General features: G+C 67.2%; 13 protein-coding genes. 8 read left to right on the top strand and 5 right to left on the bottom strand.

The window, feature by feature from the left end; genetic code table 11:
• Positions 1 to 42: 42 nt before the first annotated feature.
• Both ACIA58_RS06265 and ACIA58_RS06260 read right to left on the bottom strand, forming a co-directional pair.
• The gene (locus tag ACIA58_RS06265; RefSeq protein WP_396402517.1) at positions 43 to 1122 is read right to left on the bottom strand and encodes an inositol-3-phosphate synthase; all 1080 of its coding nucleotides are present in this window, start codon (positions 1120 to 1122) and stop codon (positions 43 to 45) included.
• Positions 1119 to 1703, bottom strand: coding sequence for a helix-turn-helix transcriptional regulator (locus tag ACIA58_RS06260; RefSeq protein ID WP_396402516.1), 585 nt, complete (start codon positions 1701 to 1703; stop codon positions 1119 to 1121). The genes ACIA58_RS06265 and ACIA58_RS06260 overlap by 4 nt, the downstream gene beginning before the upstream one ends.
• Before the next feature lie 214 nt (positions 1704 to 1917).
• Here ACIA58_RS06260 and ACIA58_RS06255 point away from each other — a divergent pair, with 214 nt between their 5' ends.
• From ACIA58_RS06255 to ACIA58_RS06230, 6 genes are all read left to right on the top strand, one after another.
• Complete coding sequence (locus ACIA58_RS06255; protein WP_396402515.1) at positions 1918 to 3399, top strand: short-chain fatty acid transporter; 1482 nt, start codon at positions 1918 to 1920, stop codon at positions 3397 to 3399.
• A 190-nt stretch (positions 3400 to 3589) separates the two neighbouring features.
• The gene (locus ACIA58_RS06250; RefSeq protein WP_396402514.1) at positions 3590 to 5842 is read left to right on the top strand and encodes a transglycosylase domain-containing protein; all 2253 of its coding nucleotides are present in this window, start codon (positions 3590 to 3592) and stop codon (positions 5840 to 5842) included.
• A 112-nt stretch (positions 5843 to 5954) separates the two neighbouring features.
• A complete protein-coding gene (locus ACIA58_RS06245) occupies positions 5955 to 7148 on the top strand; it encodes a mannosyltransferase family protein (RefSeq protein WP_396402513.1) in 1194 nt (397 codons plus the stop codon).
• A gap of 47 nt (positions 7149 to 7195) precedes the next feature.
• Positions 7196 to 7510, top strand: coding sequence for a hypothetical protein (locus ACIA58_RS06240; RefSeq protein WP_396402512.1), 315 nt, complete (start codon positions 7196 to 7198; stop codon positions 7508 to 7510).
• 244 nt (positions 7511 to 7754) lie between these two features.
• Complete coding sequence (locus ACIA58_RS06235) at positions 7755 to 8267, top strand: SigE family RNA polymerase sigma factor (protein WP_396402511.1); 513 nt, start codon at positions 7755 to 7757, stop codon at positions 8265 to 8267.
• Entirely contained in the window at positions 8264 to 9031 is a 768-nt protein-coding gene (locus ACIA58_RS06230; protein WP_396402510.1) for a hypothetical protein, read from the top strand. The genes ACIA58_RS06235 and ACIA58_RS06230 overlap by 4 nt, the downstream gene beginning before the upstream one ends.
• Before the next feature lie 21 nt (positions 9032 to 9052).
• Here the strand turns inward: ACIA58_RS06230 and ACIA58_RS06225 are convergent, their stop codons facing one another.
• On the bottom strand, positions 9053 to 12958 hold the full coding sequence (locus ACIA58_RS06225; RefSeq protein ID WP_396402509.1) for a GH92 family glycosyl hydrolase: 3906 nt from the start codon (positions 12956 to 12958) through the stop codon (positions 9053 to 9055).
• A 318-nt stretch (positions 12959 to 13276) separates the two neighbouring features.
• On the bottom strand, positions 13277 to 13708 hold the full coding sequence (locus ACIA58_RS06220) for a hypothetical protein (protein WP_396402508.1): 432 nt from the start codon (positions 13706 to 13708) through the stop codon (positions 13277 to 13279).
• 84 nt (positions 13709 to 13792) lie between these two features.
• On the opposite strand from ACIA58_RS06220, the gene ACIA58_RS06215 reads away from it, so the two are divergent.
• Both ACIA58_RS06215 and ACIA58_RS06210 read left to right on the top strand, forming a co-directional pair.
• Positions 13793 to 14692: an NAD-dependent epimerase/dehydratase family protein gene (locus tag ACIA58_RS06215; RefSeq protein ID WP_396402507.1), complete on the top strand. Its 900-nt coding sequence runs from the start codon at positions 13793 to 13795 to the stop codon at positions 14690 to 14692.
• Complete coding sequence (locus ACIA58_RS06210; RefSeq protein WP_396402506.1) at positions 14689 to 16890, top strand: glycosyltransferase; 2202 nt, start codon at positions 14689 to 14691, stop codon at positions 16888 to 16890. Before ACIA58_RS06215 ends, ACIA58_RS06210 begins: the two co-directional genes overlap by 4 nt.
• Here the strand turns inward: ACIA58_RS06210 and ACIA58_RS06205 are convergent.
• On the bottom strand, positions 16793 to 17263 hold the full coding sequence (locus ACIA58_RS06205) for a GtrA family protein (RefSeq protein ID WP_396402505.1): 471 nt from the start codon (positions 17261 to 17263) through the stop codon (positions 16793 to 16795). The genes ACIA58_RS06210 and ACIA58_RS06205 overlap by 98 nt on opposite strands.
• Positions 17264 to 17306 lie beyond the last annotated feature (43 nt).

The raw sequence follows: 17306 nt of genomic DNA, 5'->3' as shown, positions 1-17306 counted from the left end.
CCGGAACCGGGTGACGGGGCGCGCGTCATCGCGGTACAGGGGTCAGCGCTCGACCTCGCCGCGGATGAACTTCTCCACCAGGTCGCGGCAGACGTCGTCGGCGTACTGCTCCGGCGGGGACTTCATGAAGTACGACGAGGCGGACAGGATCGGGCCGCCGATGCCGCGGTCCTTGGCGATCTTCACCGCGCGGATCGCGTCGATGATGATGCCGGCCGAGTTCGGCGAGTCCCAGACCTCGAGCTTGTACTCCAGCGACAGCGGCACGTCGCCGAAGTTGCGGCCCTCGAGCCGGATGAAGGCCCACTTGCGGTCGTCCAGCCAGGCCACGTAGTCCGACGGGCCGATGTGCACGTTGCGGGGCTCGATCTCCTCGCGCAGCTGCGAAGTGACGGACTGGGTCTTGCTGATCTTCTTGGACTCCAGCCGCTCGCGCTCGAGCATGTTCTTGAAGTCCATGTTGCCGCCGACGTTCAGCTGGTACGTCCGGTCCACGGTGACGCCGCGGTCCTCGAACAGCTTGGTCAGCACGCGGTGCGTGATGGTCGCGCCGATCTGCGACTTGATGTCGTCGCCGACGATCGGCACGCCGGCCGCGGTGAACTTGTCCGCCCACTCCTTGGTGCCGGCGATGAAGACCGGCAGCGCGTTCACGAACGCGACACCCGCGTCGATCGCGCACTGCGCGTAGAACTTGGCCGCCTGCTCCGAACCCACCGGCAGGTAGCACACGAGTACGTCGACAGCCGCCTCACGCAGCGCCGCCACGACGTCGACCGGGTCGGCGTCGGACTCGGTGATGGTCTCGCGGTAGTACTTGCCGAGGCCGTCGAGGGTGTGGCCGCGCTGGACGGTGACGCCGGTCGGCGGTACGTCGCAGATCTTGATCGTGTTGTTCTCGCTGGCGCCGATCGCATCGGCGAGGTCCAGGCCGACCTTCTTGCCGTCGACGTCGAAGGCGGCGACGAACTCCACGTCGCGGACGTGGTAGTCGCCGAACTGGACGTGCATCAGACCGGGGACGCGCTCCTCGGGCTTCGCGTCGCGGTAGTAGTGCACGCCCTGGACGAGCGAGCTGGCGCAGTTGCCGACACCGACGATCGCTACGCGGATCGAGGTCATCTGGAATCTCCTTGGGTAGGCGGTTGGTGCTGTTCAGGGGGCCGCTGTTGCCGCCGCTCGCCGTCGATCAGCTCGTTCAGCCAGCGGACCTCGCGCTCGGCCGACTCCAGGCCGTGCCGTTGCAGCTCGAGGGTGTAGGCGTCGACCCGCTCCGCCGTCCGGCTCATCGCCGCCCGGAAGTTGGCCAGCCGCTCCTCCATCCGGGCCCTCCGGCCCTCGAGGATGCGCAACCGGGTAGCCGGATCGGTCCGGCCGAAGAACGAGAAGCGGACGCCGAACGTGTCGTCCTCCCACGCCGACGGACCGGCCTCGTGCATCGCGTGCGCGAAGTAGTCCTTGCCGTCGGCGGTGATCGTGTAGACGATCTTGGGCCTGCGACCCGACTCCGGCGTCCCGGGGTCGGCCGTGATCAGCCCGTTGCGGAGCATCGCCTTCAGACCCGGGTAGAGCGAACCGAACGACAGCACGCGTCCCCAGCCGAACTGGGCGTTGACGCGCTTGCGGAGCTCGTAACCGTGCATCGGCGCTTCGTGCAGCAGACCGAGTACGGCGAGCTCCAGGACCCCACTGCGGTTTCCCATGAGCCACCTCCCTCGGTCCAGTTTGTCATGACCTGATGTATCGGTTCGATACATCGCCTCGCCACTGTAAGCAGACCCGTGGGCTGTGGACAACTCATGACAAACGCGGCCTTTGTCACCTTCGCCGTCCGGCGCGCCGGGAAACCTGTTACGTCAGGCGCAGATCGGCGTTAATCGAATGACACGCAGAGTCGCACGCCAAGAGCGGAGGGTCATGGCCGACAGCCATGGGAAGCACGCCAGGTCCGAGGTCGAAGCCGACGGCGCGCTTGCGCGGCTGGCGCTGCGGTTCACCGCGTTCACGGAGAAGTGGCTGCCGGACGCGTTCGGGTTTGTCCTGGTCGGCACCTTCGTGGTGCTGGCGTTCGGGCTCGTCACCGGAGAGCCGCTGCTGAAGCGCCCGGACGACCCGGCCGCGACCAAGGGTTTCGGGATGGTCGATGCCTGGGGCATCGGGTTCTGGTCGCTGATCACGTTCACCCTGCAGATGGCGATGATCATCATCGGCGGGTACGCCGTCGCGACCAGCGGACCGGTCGCCCGCCTGATCACGCGGCTCGCGCGGATCCCGAAGGACCCGCGTACCGCGGTCGCGTTCGTCGCCGCGGTCGCGATGCTGGCGTCGTACCTGAACTGGGCGTTCAGTCTGATCTTCGCGGCGATCCTGGCGCGCGAGGTGGCGCGGAACGTGCCGAAGGCGGACTACCGCGCGCTCGGAGCGATGGCGTTCCTCGGCCTCGGGACTGTGTGGGCGCAAGGGCTGTCCGGCTCGGCCGCGCTCCAGGTGGCGAGCGCGAACAGCAGTCCGCCGCCGGTGCAGGAAGTCATCAAGGCCAGTGGGCACGCCAGCGGTCTGATCCCGCTCAGCGACACCATCTTCACCTGGCAGGCGATTGTCGCGACGCTGATCGTGTACGTCGTCGGCGTCGGGATGGCGTGGTTCATCGCACCGGGCGAAGGCAATGCGCGGACGGCCGAGCATCTGGGCATCGAGCTCAAACCGCTGATCGGCCGGGGATCGGCGTACAACGGTCAGCGTCAGGAGGCACGGAGGCCTGGTGAATGGCTCGAGCATTCACCGGTGTTCAGTCTGCTGATCGTGTTGCTCGGTGCGGTCTACCTGGTCCGCTACTTCAGCGGCAAGAGCTTCTTCAACGCGCTCGACCTCAATACGGTCAACCTCATCCTGTTCCTGCTCGCACTGCTCCTGCACTGGCGGCCGTGGCGGATGGCTCGCGCCGTACGTGACGGTGCACCGGCGGCGGCCGGCGTACTGCTCCAATTCCCCTTGTACGGCGGGATTTTCGGCATGATCGCCTACACCGGCGTCTCCGGACGGCTGGCCGGCTGGTTGGTGCAGGCAAGCAACCAGTTCCTGTTCCCGCCGCTGGTCGCGATCTACTCCTGCATCCTCGGCGTCTTCGTGCCGAGCGGCGGGAGCAAGTGGGTGATCGAAGCGCCGTACGTGCTGCAGGCGGCGAACGAACTGCAGGTCGACGCGGGCTGGATGGTCGTGGTGTACGACCTCGGCGAGGCGAGCGCCAACCTGCTGCAGCCGTTCTGGATGTTGCCGACGCTCGCGATCCTCGGACTGAAGGCGCGCGACATCATGGGCTACACGTTCACGATGTTCCTGGCCTGCTTCCCGGCCGCCCTGATCGCCGTGACGCTGCTGGCACCCCACGTGACCTCGTGAGAGTCGCATCACAACACGCATCGGGAAGCAAACCTTCCAACGATGTAAGGCGTCAGCGGAAGAGTCCCGGTGGACCGTTTTCACTTGGACGCACTGTGGTTGCTAGCATCCGGAGCGGATTCGGGCGCGTTACCACACCCACCGTAGTCTGTGGGGCAATGACTCCAGCTAGATCGTCGAGGATTGCAGAGTGAGTGAAGCTCGTAGAAAGGCCGCACCGGCACGTCGCAGGCAGAAGCGGCACTGGGCGGTCCGCGTTCTCGGCTGGCTGGCCGCGCTCATGTTCCTCGGCATCATCGGCGCGGTCGCGACCTTCTTCATCGTGTACCAGACGACCAAGATCCCGGACCCGAACAAGGAGTTCGCCACCAACACCACCACGGTGACGTACGCCGACCAGCGGAACAACCTCGGCACGTTCTTCGAGCAGAACCGGCATTCGGTGCCGTTGTCGCAGATCCCGAAGACGGTCCAGGACTCGGTGATCGCGGCCGAGGACCGGACCTTCTGGACCAACCCCGGCATCTCCCCGTCGGGCATGGTCCGGGCGGCGGTGAACATCGCCCGCGGTGAGCAGTTGCAAGGTGGTTCGACGATCACGCAGCAGTACGTCAAGATCATGTATCTGACCCAGGAGCGGACGGTCGGCCGCAAGCTCAAGGAACTGTTCATCGCCACCAAGCTCGGACGGCAGCAGGACAAGAGCAAGACGCTCGAGGGCTACCTGAACACGATCTACTTCGGCCAGGGCGCGTACGGCATCTCTGCGGCGGGTGGCACATACTTCAAGCAGCCCGACCCGAACAAGTTGTCGGTCCAGCAGACGGCTCTGCTCGCGACCGTGCTGAACAACCCGACCCTGTTCGACGTCACCGATCCCGATCCGCGAACCAAGAAGCGGATCATCGACCGGTATCACTACGTTCTCGACGGCATGCAGCAGATGGGCACGATCACGCCGGCCCAGGAGGCGCAGTACGCCAAGTCGCTGCCGAGCCTCGAGAACCTGAAGAAGAAGAGCAGCCGCTACTTCGGTCCGAATGGCTTCCTGCTCGACATGGCCCGCAAGGAGCTGGCGCAGCGCGGCTTCGATGAAGACGCCATCACCGGCGGCGGTTTGAAGGTCACCACCACCTTCAACTACACGCAGCAGAAGAAGATCCTGGTCGCCGCGCAGAACGAGCTGCCGAAGAAGCGAGGCGGCTTGCACGTCGGGATGGCCGCGGTACAGCCGGGCACCGGTCAACTGCTGGCGATGTACGGCGGGCCGGACTTCCTCAAGAGCCAGCTGAACTGGGCGACGACCAAGGCGCGGCCGGGTTCGTCGTTCAAACCGTTCGCGCTGGCGGCGGCACTCCAGGACGGGAAGTCGATCTACGACATCTTCCAGGGCGACAGCCCGATCACGGTGCAGGGCCAGAAGTTCGGCAACGAGCTCAGCACCGACTACGGCGACGTCACCCTGCTGAAGGCGACGGAGGAGTCGGTCAACACTGCCTTCTACGATCTGGTCGACAACCAGATGGACGACGGTCCGGAGAAGGTCACGGCCGCGGCCGAGGCGGCCGGCATCCCGGCGTCGAAGGCTTTGGAGAACGACAAGTCGAACCCGTCCACGGTGCTCGGCCCGAACGCGTACGCGTCGCCGGTCGACATGGCGAACGCCTACGCGACCTTCGCCGCGGGCGGCATCTACTCGCCGCTGCACGTGATCAAGGAAGTCCGCGGTCCGGACGGCAAGGTGCTGTGGTCGGACGCCAGCCTGCAGAAGCAGCAGAAGAAGGCCTTCACCCCTGAGATCGCCAACATGGTGAACTACGTTCTGCAGAAGGTAGTCACGGATGGCACCGGAACGGGCGCCAAGGATCTCGACCGCCCGGTCGCCGGTAAGACCGGCACTGCTGGTGGTGTCGCCGTGGAGGACCGGGCCGAGAACAAGAAGTGCGACGGCTGCAAGGAGGGCTCCGCGACGCTGACGTCGTGGTGGAGCGCCTACACCCCGCAGCTGTCGACCTCCGTACTCTACCGAGCCGGCGCCAGTGGCGAGTCGGACCTCGACCCCTACAGCGACGACCCAGCGTTCTTCGGTGGCAACTGGCCGCTGAAGACCTGGCTGGCGTTCATGAAGGCTGCCCTCGACGGTGTGCCGACTGCCGACTTCGTCGCGCCGGACGCGGACCAGGTCAAGGACACCACCACCCCGACGTTCACGCCGCCGACGAACACACCCACGACTACGCCGACCAACACCCCGCCCCCGAGCACCCCACCGCCGAGCACACCGCCCCCGTCGACGCCACCGCCGAACACTCCGACGAACACGCCGACGAAGACGAAGCCCACCAAACCGACCAACACTCCAGGTTGGCCCTCGTTGCCGACCGGCGGCACGACGAGCGAACCGACGAAGACGCCGCAGAAACCCGGCGGCGGCGGTCAATAGCTTCAGACGGCGGCACCCCATCGGGGTGCCGCCGTCGTTTGCGTGCCAGGTCCCGACATGGGAGACGATAGAGGCGTGACTCGGGCGGACTGTGGTGTGCGGTGGTGTGCGCGTGTTTGAGCGCACGGCTGCCGATGATCCCAAGCCAGGCCGGGCCAGACGAGCCCGGGTGGACGGGGTCGGCTGGCAGCGGTGGATGCCGACGGCCCAGGCCAGGGAGGTGCTGGGGTGGTGGCTGGTCAGCCGGATCGCGCTGTTCGTGCTGTCCGTCTCGGCGCCGCTGCTGTTCAACCGGGGCAACGACTACCCGAACGTCTGGCACGCCTGGTTGCAGTGGGACGTCTGGCACCTGAAGGCGGTCGCCGAGTTCGGCTACAACCACGGCGAGCCGTCCGGCGCGCCACTGGCCGCGTTCTTCCCGGGCTTCCCGTTGCTGGTCCGGCTGGTCAGCTACACCGGCATCGGGTACGTGGCCGCAGGCATCGTGGTGTCTGCAGTCGCGAGCGCGTTCGCGGGCGTGTACCTCGCTCGCCTGGCGCAGTACGAGTTCCCGGAGCTGAAGGGCATCGGCCCGAACGCGGCGATGATCTGGTACGGCGCTCCGGTCGGCGTGTTCCTGGCGGCGGGGTACACCGAGGCGCTGTTCTGCGCGTTCGCCTTCCCCGCGTGGCTGGCCGCGCGGCAGGGCCGCTGGGCGCGGGCGGCCGTCTTCGTCGCACTGGCGTCGACCGTGCGCGTGTCCGGGATCTTCCTGATCTTCGCGCTGCTCGTCGAGTTCATCACCTCGAAGAAGCGTGACTGGTTGTCGCTGCCTTGGTTGGCGTTGCCCGCCGTACCGGTGCTCGGCTTCATGGCGTACCTGAAGCAGATCCACGGCTCGTGGTTCGCGTGGCAGGAGGCGCAGGAGAAGGGCTGGGCGCGCGAGTTCACCTGGCCGTGGATCTCGCTCGAGCACACGTTCCAGGCCGCGAGCAAGGGCCACTTCTCGGCCGACCGCAGCGACTGGACCTGGATGTTCCGGGCCGAGCTAGTCGCGCTGTTCGTCCTTCTGCTGCTCCTCGTCTGGCTGTTCTGGCGCCGGTCCTGGGGCGAGGCCGCCTGGGTCGCCGCCACCGTCGGGGCATTCTGTACGTCGTTCTGGATCTACTCGCTCACCCGGGCCACCCTGCTCATGTGGCCGCTGTGGATCGGCCTGGCCGTCCTGGCCCGGCGGAGACCGTGGATCGGCCGGCTCTACCTGGCCGTGGCCATACCGCTGGCCGCTATCTGGGCGGCGGGTTTCTTCACCGGCCGCTGGTCCGGCTGAGTAGTTCTGCTCAGGCACTCCGCCCGCCGCGTCCTTAGCGTGGTCCTATGGATGGCCGGACGGTCGGCAAGGTCACAGTGCAGGCGGCCTTCGTCGGTGTGGTGGCAGGTGTCGCGTACGCGATGATGCGGCAGTTCGGTGCCCCGCTGTGCCCACCGACGGCGGTCAGCTGCGCTGCCGAGGCCGGTGGCGTGCTGTTCGCCGTACAGCTCGGCGGTTTGGCGACCGCACTGGCGCTGCCGGTGCTGGCGCTGCGGGCGGGGCTCGGGTGGGTCTTCACGGTCCTCGCCACGGCTGGAATCGCGGCCGTGGATCTGGTCTGGTTCCTGACAATGTCCGACATGTGGACAGTTTGGGGCTGAGGCAACCCTCGCGAGCCTTCGAGCGTCGTTAGGGATGAAGGGGTGGCAGTCCGGGCGGGGACCGCCACCCCTCATCAACTTCTCTCGACAAGTGCTCCGGCGGAACCTTTCAGGGGCAGGCTCCGCCGGGTAGTCCACCCGAGGGCGATGGCATCAGCCGTCGCCCTCGCGTCATGATGCAACCTCCTCGCGGGCTCACCCAGTAGTTCCAGGGTGGAGATCACCGACAAGGGAGGGGCCGATCGTGAGCGATCGCGACGCGGAGTACCTCGAGTACGTGACGGCGCACCGGGGCCGGATGCTGCGGACCGCCCGGCTGCTGACCTCGGGGGACACGTACTGGGCCGAGGACCTCGTCCAGGTCGCCCTGACCAAGCTCTACGTGCACTGGTCGAAGGTACGCAGGGAGGACGGCGCCGCGCCGTACGCCGACCGGATCCTGGTGAACGTCTTCCTCGACGAGCGCCGGCGGATGTGGCGCCGACGGGAGTCGACCACCGAGCAGATGTACGACGCCGCGCCGCCGCCCAGCCAGGACCCGGCCGAGCGACTGACTGTGCTCGGCGCCCTCGCGAAGCTCCCGCGCCGCCAGCACGCCGTCGTCGTCCTGCGGTACTTCCGCGACTTCGACATCCATACCACCGCCCAGCTGATGGGCTGCTCGGAAGGCACGGTGAAGTCCCAGACGTCGCGAGCGCTCTCGACGATGCGCGATCTCCTGCACGATTCCCTCGAAACCATGGAGAGCCTGCGATGACCGACCTCAGAGAACTGCTCGACGACGCCGCCGGTCCCGAGCCCGCGGTCACCGACACCGACCTGTCCGGCGACCTGACCCGCGGCAGGCATGCCCTGCGTCGCCGCCGTATCGCCGGCATCACCACCGGAGCGGTCGCGACCGCCCTCGTCATCGGCGCTGTCTGGTCCGTCCTGCCGTCCGGTACGACGAACGGCGCACCGCAGCCGGCTGCCCTGACCACCAAGACCCCGAAGCCGGTCAAGACGACGCCCAAGGAATACCGGCCGATGCAGCAGGACACGCGCAAACCGCCGGTCATCCCGGCTACCGCGGTTCCGCTGGTCGCCAACACCACCCAGTTCCCCGGCGTGATCACCTGCGACCTGATCCCGAAGGGCTGGGCGGTGCGGACCACGATCCCGGCCGCCAAGGGCGGGGGCTGGGAGCAGCAGGAGCTCTACGACCCGAATCTGCGCAACCCGAAGCAGTACCGCGACGCGACATACACGGTGGTCATCCGCCAGACAGAGCTGATGAACGAGGGTGAGGGCCTGACCGTCGACAAGTACTCCACGCCCTGGACCAAGCTGCCGAAGGTGCGCGCCGGCAAGTACGACGCGGTGACCAGTGGCGTGCCGGGCAGTCCGTACGGCCGCCAGGAGGTGTACATCAAGCCCGACAAGAGCAACAGGATCGTCGGCGTCAGCAACAGGGCGTACAACCTGGCCTGGGACATGGACACTCTGCTGAGGTTCGCCGGTTCCTGTCACTACAAGTTGTGACAGGAACCGGCGAGACGGGGATCAGCCCCAGTTGCGATCGATGGACTGCGACGGGGTCGGGCTCGGCTTCGTCTCGGCGACGCGCTTGTCGCTCGGGTGCGTGCCGGTCTCGACGCCCTTCAGCGTCCCGAGGAGCTCGACCTCGGCCAGCGTGACGCCGTCAGCGCCCGCCGCCGGGGTCAGCACCAGGCGGTACTGCGTGTACGCCTTCGGGGACGAGATGCTGAACGACCTCGTGTACGACGCCCACGCGAACGTCTCGCCACTGCGGCGATCCACCGTGGACCATGTCGTACCGTCGTTCGATCCCTCCAGCGTCCACGCGGACGGCGCCGTACCGGTGGTGCCGCTGGTCAGCGTGTACATGCCGACCGGACGGCCCTGCGGCAGAGCGACCGTGACGGTGGGCTGAGCGCCGGTCAGCGTGACCTGCGTCTTCGAATCGTTGTCGATCAGCGCCGAGACATCCGCGCCGCCCGCACCGATGACCGCACCGGTGTCGGAGGTCGAGTCCCGCCACGTCATCGGGTCCTCACCTGGCTTGGTGATCGACGGCGGGGCGTCGTTGCGGCCGGTGCCCCACTTGGTCGGCTGGTCGGTCATCTCGAACTCGATCTTGCCGCCGTTCGCGATCAGGTCGTGCGGCAACGCGGTCGACGTCCACGGCTTCCCGTTGACGCGAACGCTCTTGACGTAGATGTTCTTCGACGAGTTCTGCGGTGCGCTGATCACCAGCTTCTTGCCGCCGGCGAGCCGGACCGTCGCCTTGGTGAACAGCGGCGAACCGATCGCGTAGGTCGGCGAGCCGACCTGCAGCGGGTAGAAGCCGAGCGAGCTGAACAGGTACCACGACGACATCTCGCCGTTGTCCTCGTCACCCGGGTACCCCTGCCCGATCTCCGAGCCGGTGTACAGCCGGGACAGCACCTCACGCACCTTCTCCTGCGTCTTCCACGGCTGTCCCGCCACGTCGTACATGTAGGTGATGTGGTGCGACGGCTGGTTGCTGTGGCCGTACTGGCCCATCCGAACGTCGCGCGCCTCGAGCATCTCGTGGATCGTGCCGCCGTACCCACCGGTGTGCAGCGCGTCCTCGGGGATGCTGAAGAACTCGTCGAGCTTCTTGGCCAGTCCGTCACGACCGCCGTAGATCGCGGCCAGGCCGGCCCCGTCCTGCGGCGTCGAGAACGCCATGTTCCACGCGTTGGTCTCGGTGTAGTCGTGACCCCAGTCCTGCGGGTCGAACGTGCTGGGCGAGTTGCCCCAGACGCCGTCCGGGCCCTTGCCCTGGAAGAAGCCGACGGTCGGGTCGAACAGCGTGACGTAGTTGCGGGCCCGGTTCAGGAAGTACTTGTAGTTGTCCAGGTACTCCTGCTTGCGCGGGTCGTTCTTCTTCGCCTTGTCGTACAGCGCCTTCGACATGTTCGCGATGCCGAAGTCGTTGATGTAGCCGTCCATCGACCAGCTGAAGCCTTCACCGGTGCTGTTGGCCGTGTAGCCGTTGAACGTGGACAGGTCCATGCCCTTGCGGCCGACGTTCTGCGACGGCGGCACGACGGAGGCGTTCTTCACCGCCGCGTCGTACGCCGCCTGGACGTCGATCCCCTTGATGCCCTTGAGGTACGCGTCCGCGAAGGCCACGTCGGACGACGTACCGACCATCAGGTTGGCGTAACCCGGTGACGACCAGCGGGAGATCCACCCGCCGTCCTTGTACTGCTGGACGAACCCGTTCACCAGCGCGGCCGCGTCGTCCTGGGAGAACAGCGAGTACGCCGGCCACACCGTGCGGTAGGTGTCCCAGAAGCCGTTGTTCACGTACGTCTGGCCGGCCACGATCTTCGAACCGGTCGTGGTCGGCGTGTCGGAACCGACCTTCGGCGAGGTCGGCGACGCGTAGGTGATCACCGGCTTCGTCGCGGTGCCGGTGTTCTCGGAGCCGTTGTTCGGGTAGAGGAACAGCCGGTAGAGGTTCGAGTACAGGGTGGTCAGCTGGTCCGCCGTCGCGCCCTCGACCTCGATCGTGGTGAGCTTCTTGTCCCACTGCGCCTGCGCTGCGTCCTTGACCTTGTTGAACTTCGATCCGGCCGGAAGCTCCAACTCGAGGTTCTTGCGGGCCTGCGCGGTGCCGATCAGCGAGGTCGCGATCCGAAGCTGGACCTGGGTGGTCTTCGCGTCGAACTTGAAGTACCCGCCGACGTCCGCACCGCCACCGTCCGAGAGCTTGCCGGAGGCAAGCACCTTCTGGTCGACGACGCCGTACACGAACAGCCGGCCGGCGCCGGTGGACAGGCCGCTCTTGATGTCGGTGAACCCGGTCACCACGCCGGTCGCCGGATCGAGGGTCAGACCGCCGCTGTTGTTGACGTTGTCGAAGATCAGCGACGCCTTGCCGGCCGGGAAGCTGAACCGCAGCATCGCCGCGTGGTCGGTCGGCGCGATCTCGGCCGCGTTGCCGTTGTCGAAGGTGACGCCGTAGTAGTACGGCCGCGCGACCTCGTTGTCGTGACTGAACGACCAGGCCCGTGCCTTGCGGTCCGCGGTCGGGGTGTCGGCCGTCGACGGCATCATCTGGAAGGTCTGCCGGTCACCCATCCACGGGCTGGGCTCGTGGCTGATCGACAACGCCTGCATGGTCGGCCTGTTGGCCTCGTTGTTGCCCTTGGCATAGTCGTACAGCCAGGACGTCGAACCGGCGTTCGTCACCGGCGTCCAGAAGTTGAAGCCGTGCGGTACGGCGGTCGCCGGGAAGTTGTTGCCCCGCGAGAAACCGCCGGTCGCGTTCGTGCCGCGGGTGGTCAGCGCGAGGTCCGACGGGTGCTTGGCCGCGGTCTTCTGCGCCGCGCGGTCCGGGTTGATCGCGGCGGCGATCCGGATGTCGTCGAGCCAGCCGCGGAACTCGGCCGGCCCGGTCGGCTTGTCGTAGCCGATCAGGATCCGCTTGATCGTCTTGCCGGCGGCGACCTTGCCGAGATCGGCCTCGATGTTGTTCCACTGGTTCGTGTAGAGCGCCTTGGAGTCGCCCTGGCCGCGAGGGCTCAGCGTGAACCCGTGGTTGTCCTTGGCCTTCAGGTCGCTCAGGTAGGTGCCGTCGTCGAACGCGAGGTCGAGCGCGGCGTACGTACTCGGATAGCTCAGGTCACCCTCGACGTGCTCGGGGAAGATCTTGTACGACAGCCGGGTGTCCTTGCCTACCTTCAGGTCGACGTCGGAGATCTTGTTCCACGTGTAGCCGCGGCCGGTGCTGTCCTGGTGCCCGGCGTACCGGAAGGACTTGACGCCGGTGAAGCCGACGCGGGCACGGGCGTTGTACGCGCTGGTGGGGCCGGAGTCCAGCCGGGACTCGGCAACCGGCCCGGGTGGCGGCAGCGGGGCGCCGTTCGAGAGGTACCAGTCGGCGAGCTGGACGATGTCCTCGCCGTGGTTGAGCGTGACGTCCAGCTTGAAGAACTTGTACGCCGTCTCGTTGGAGAAGCTGTACTCCTTGGTCTGGAACCGGTTCTCGAAGCTCTGCCCGGTCTGAGCGTCCAGCGTGGTCCAGGTCGTGCCGTCGTTCGAACCGGAGAAGGTCCAGTTCTGCGGGTCGCGGCCGTCGGCGTCGTTGGCCGAGGTCAGCGCGTACTTACGGATCACCACCGGGGCCGAGGTCTCGTAGACCAGCCAGCCGGTCGGCTCGAACACGAGCCACTTGGTGAACTTGTCACCGTCGGCCGCGTTGGTGGCGATCTCGCCGCCGCCGGTGTTCTCACCGCTCGCGGTCACCTTGGTGACCTTGTCCATCTCGCTGCCGCCGATCCCGGTCGGCGTCGGGCCACGCACCCCGTCGGTCCGCGGTTTCCCATCCGGTCCGGTCTCGACGGCGTCGGTGTAGCCGGGCTGTGGCTGCCCCGGCTCGAAAGAGGTGAAGAACGAGGACCCGGAAACCACCGGCTGATCCCCGGACGTGGGTGAGACAGCACGCGCTGGCGTCATGACACCAGACATTGACACAACAAGCCCTAGAGACGCGACGAGCCCCAATGGGCGGCGGAGATCCATACACGCTCCCTGCACGGCCGGCCGGCGCCACGGGACACCCCCGCCCACCGGTATGAGTACGCGGCCCCGATGACAAGGTTGTCAGCCCGCGCCCGGCCGGAATCGTCTCCCGATCGTCACCGCGGGTCAAGGCTTCGTCGCACTCGGTCCGCCACGGCCGAGCATTTCACAGCCGGCGCCGTCGGCAAGCAACGACAGGCGGAGGTGCTACTTGGCAGGAGTCTGTGGGCGCTGCGCGCGGGCGCCCGAGTCCACGGCGCCTGTGCTCGTGCGGCCACCGGGATCCACTCCCCGCGTAGCACGGGCCAGGGGCGGAGTCGCTCCGAGTGCGGCACCCGCTGACTGCTTGAGCTGGTCGGCTTTCACCTGGTCTTGCAGCCAGGCGGCGATACCGGCGTCCCGGGTCGCCGAGATTCCCGGATCCCCAGCTCCGCTCTCGGCCTGCAGCGAGTACGGGTCCCCGGCCTGGACGAGCTTGGCCTTGATCTGCGTGACCGCCTCGGCCTCGTGTCCCTCGGCTGCGAGCTTCACGACCTGGTCGCGCCAGCCCTCAGGTACCTCCTGGTTATAGGGGTCCACAAGCCGGCCGACTGACCCCTTCCAGTGCTGGATCCCGGCGTCGTGCGGTACCTCGACCATCTTCACTCCCTCCAGAGCAGCTACGGGCACCGATTACAGCACCGGAGCGGCTCACCGCTGAGGCATTGCAGGTAGGTTGGCCGCATGGATGGACGTGTGCTGGTCACTGGGGCGGCCGGATTCATCGGGCGGGCCGTGGTGGCTGCACTGCGGGAGCGGGGAGTGCCCGTGACCGCGGTGGACCGGGAGCCGCCGGAGCCGTCGTGGGACGAAGGCGTGCACGTGGTGACCGGGGATCTGGCCGACCAGGAGACGTGTGTCGCGGCGTTCGAGACGCGGCCGACCGCGGTGGTGCATCTGGCTGCGCTGACGTCGGTGCTGCGGTCGGTGGACGCACCGATGCAGACCTTCGCGCAGAACGTCACCATCACTCAGGTGCTGCTCGAGCTGGCGCGGGGCAGTGGTGTGGATCGGTTCGTGCTGGCGTCGACGAACGCAGTGGTGGGGGACGTGGGTACGTCGACCATCACCGCGGACCTGCCACTGCGGCCGCTGACGCCGTACGGCGCGACGAAGGCCGCGGGGGAGATGCTGCTCTCGGCGTACTCCGGGAGCTACGGGCTGGCGACTGCGGCGCTGCGGTTCACGAACGTGTACGGCCCGGGGATGTCGCACAAGGACAGCTTCGTACCGCGGATGATGCGGGCTGCGCTGACCGGGACCGGCGTCAAGGTGTACGGCGACGGTGCGCAGCGGCGGGACCTGGTGTTCATCGACGACGTGGTGAGCGGGATCCTGCTCGCGCTCGACAGCAAATACGACGGGCGCGCCATCATCGGGTCCGGCCGGTCGGTGTCCGTGCTGGAGATGATCGAGACTGTGCGTGCCGTCACCGGGCGTCCGGTGCCGGCGGAGCACATCGAGGCACCTGCCGGTGAGATGCCGGCAGTGGTCGTGGACATCGCCAACGACCTTGGCTACAAGCCGACGGTCACCCTGGAAGAGGGCCTGGAACGGACGTGGCAGTACTTCAAACAGCAGTGAGACGCCACTGGCTGCTCGCCGTCTTCCTGACGCTTGGTGTTGTGCTGCGGGTGCTCGCGGTCATCGCGTATCGGCCGGCGATCATTTATACGGACTCGGTGCAGTACCTGACCAACATGGGGAAGCTGAGCCCGGACCAGCTCAACCCCATCGGCTACGACTTCGTGCTCGGGCCGCTGGTCTGGATCGGTGGCCTGACCTTCGTAGTGATCGTCCAGCACCTCGTCGGACTGCTGCTTGGCGTCGCGATCTACGCGCTGGCCCGCAGGCTCACCGTCTACCGCTGGCTGGCCGCCGTGGCGGCCGCACCCATCCTGCTCGACGCCTACCAGGTGCAGATCGAGCAGAACATCATGGCCGAGACCGCCTTCGACGTGATCCTCGTGGCCATCCTCTGGCTGCTCCTCGGTCGGGTGCCCGGCTGGAAGCGCGCAGCAGTCGTCGGCGTACTGATCGGTGCCGCCTTCTCGGTCCGCGCGATCGGCATGGTCCTGCTGATCGCCGTGGTGCTCTACCTCGTCGTGGTCGGCAACGCCTGGCGCAAGCGCCGCATGGACGTCGTACGGCGTACTGCAGCAGCAATAGCCGGATTCGCTGTCGTCTTCGCGGCGTACGTCGGCTACTACCACGGTGAGACGGGCCGGTGGGGTTTCACCGGCGCCGAGAACCAGATCCTGTACGGGCGGACCGCCACGGTTGCCAACTGCGCGAAGCTGCCGCTCAACGACGGCACGCGCCTGTTCTGCCCCAAGGAGCCGCTCGGCCGGCGCCTGGGCGTCGACAAGTACGCCCACAACCACTACGGCGACCCGAACTGGCCCGGCCCGCTCCCACCCGGTACGACGAAGCGCCAGCTGGCCACCGAGTTCGCACACCTCGTCATCACGCACCAGCCGGTCGACGTGACCTGGGCTGCGCTGAAGGACTTCGCGAAGGGCTTCGCGCCGACGCGGACCAGCTCATCCAACGACGTGCCGCTGGACCGCTGGCAGTTCCAGCTCACCTATCCGAACATCCAGGACCCCAACACCGCACAGGCCGCGGTGAAGTGGGGCGGGTCGGAGCCACACGTCACCCACGTGCCTGCGGTCATTCTGCGCGCGTACCAACTCCACGGCGGCTACACATCCGGCACGCTGCTCGCTCTGTACGCACTGATCGCCCTGGGCGCAGTAGCCGGGCTGGGGCGTGCGAAGACCTCAGGTCTCCGCTCGGCCGCACTGTTGCCGGTTGCGGCTGGTGTGATTCTGTTGCTCGGGTCAGCGGCCTTTGAGTTCTCCTGGCGTTACCAACTGCCCGGACTGGTGCTCTTCCCGCTCGCAGGCGCCATAGGTCTACGTGCAGTGCTGGGCAAGGACCAGGCCCGCCCTGCGCTGGCCGACTACCCGGATGCCGTCGATTCGCCTGCAGTAAAGGACTTCGGCAAGCAGGAGTTCGCGCCGGTCGTCGTAGTCATTGCCGCGTACAACGAGGCCGGCGGGATCGGCCCGGTGCTCACCAACATGCCGCGGACCTGCGCCGGCATGTCCGTCGACGTACTCGTCGTCGTGGACGGCTCGACCGACAACACCGCCGAGATCGCCCGCGAACACGGGGCTTTCGTGTGTGTTGCCCCGAGCAACCGTGGCCAGGGCGCCGCGCTCCGGCTCGGGTACCACCTCGCCGCCGAAGGCGGAGCGCAGTACGTCGTCACCACCGACGCGGACGGGCAGTACGACAACAGCGAGCTCGCAGTACTGCTCGAGCCGATCCTGCTCGACCGGGCCGACTTCGTCACCGGGTCGCGGCGGCTCGGGGCCGAGGACGCGGACAGTCGGCTGCGCTGGGTCGGCGTACGGGTGTTCGCGGTGCTCGCGTCGATCCTGACCCGGCGCAAGCTGACCGACACGTCGTTCGGGTTCCGCGCGATGCGGACCGAGCTGGCGACCGCGGTGACGCTGCGTGAACCGCAGTACCAGTCGTCGGAGCTCCTGCTGGGCGCGCTCGCACTCGGCGCCCGCGTGGTGGAGCTGCCGATGACGATGCGCCGCCGCGGCGACGGAAGCAGCAAGAAGGGTCCCGGGCTGGTGTACGGCGCCAACTACGGGCGGGTGATGACGACTACGTGGCTACGGGAGTACGTGCTTCGACGGGGTCGGCGGCGGGCGGCGCAGGCTTGGCGAACACCAGCCGATCGAACAGCACGAACTTCACGATGAACAGGACCGCGTAGGTAGCCAGGTACGAGCCGGTCACGAGGAGTGTCTTCACAGCGTGTGACTCGATCGGCTGGACCAGGTGGTCGGTCACCGAGGTGACCACCGCGGCGGTGACCGCGGAACCGATCACGATGATTGTGTACGGCAACTTCTGACCGCTGCGGCCCCAGGTGTAGCGGCGGTTCAGCACGTAGTTCGGGACGGCGCCGGCGAACCAGGCGACGACGGTCGCGACGATCGCCGCGGTACCGAACCAGTAACACAGAGCGAACGCCAACTGGCTGACCACGGTCGCGACCACGGAGGATGCCGAATACTTCGCCCACAGCAACCATCGGCCGCGGGAAGGTCCGGTCTTGGTGAGAACGCGCATCGGGCCCTATTCTGCACCCCCGCACCGTCCGGCGGCACTCCGG

The sequence above is a fragment of the Kribbella sp. NPDC051586 genome (assembly GCF_044453965.1).
GTDB lineage: Bacteria > Actinomycetota > Actinomycetes > Propionibacteriales > Kribbellaceae > Kribbella.
Note: the sequence above shows the minus strand (reverse complement) of the source record. Positions and strands in the feature narration are given on the sequence as shown.

Coding starts and splice junctions, on each gene's coding strand:
- ACIA58_RS06220 (WP_396402508.1), bottom strand. CDS start 13,708: ATGGTCGAGGTACCGCACGACGCCGGGATCCAGCACTGGAAGGGGTCA.
- ACIA58_RS06240 (WP_396402512.1), top strand. CDS start 7,196: ATGGATGGCCGGACGGTCGGCAAGGTCACAGTGCAGGCGGCCTTCGTC.
- ACIA58_RS06205 (WP_396402505.1), bottom strand. CDS start 17,263: ATGCGCGTTCTCACCAAGACCGGACCTTCCCGCGGCCGATGGTTGCTG.
- ACIA58_RS06260 (WP_396402516.1), bottom strand. CDS start 1,703: ATGGGAAACCGCAGTGGGGTCCTGGAGCTCGCCGTACTCGGTCTGCTG.
- ACIA58_RS06265 (WP_396402517.1), bottom strand. CDS start 1,122: ATGACCTCGATCCGCGTAGCGATCGTCGGTGTCGGCAACTGCGCCAGC.
- ACIA58_RS06230 (WP_396402510.1), top strand. CDS start 8,264: ATGACCGACCTCAGAGAACTGCTCGACGACGCCGCCGGTCCCGAGCCC.
- ACIA58_RS06215 (WP_396402507.1), top strand. CDS start 13,793: ATGGATGGACGTGTGCTGGTCACTGGGGCGGCCGGATTCATCGGGCGG.
- ACIA58_RS06255 (WP_396402515.1), top strand. CDS start 1,918: ATGGCCGACAGCCATGGGAAGCACGCCAGGTCCGAGGTCGAAGCCGAC.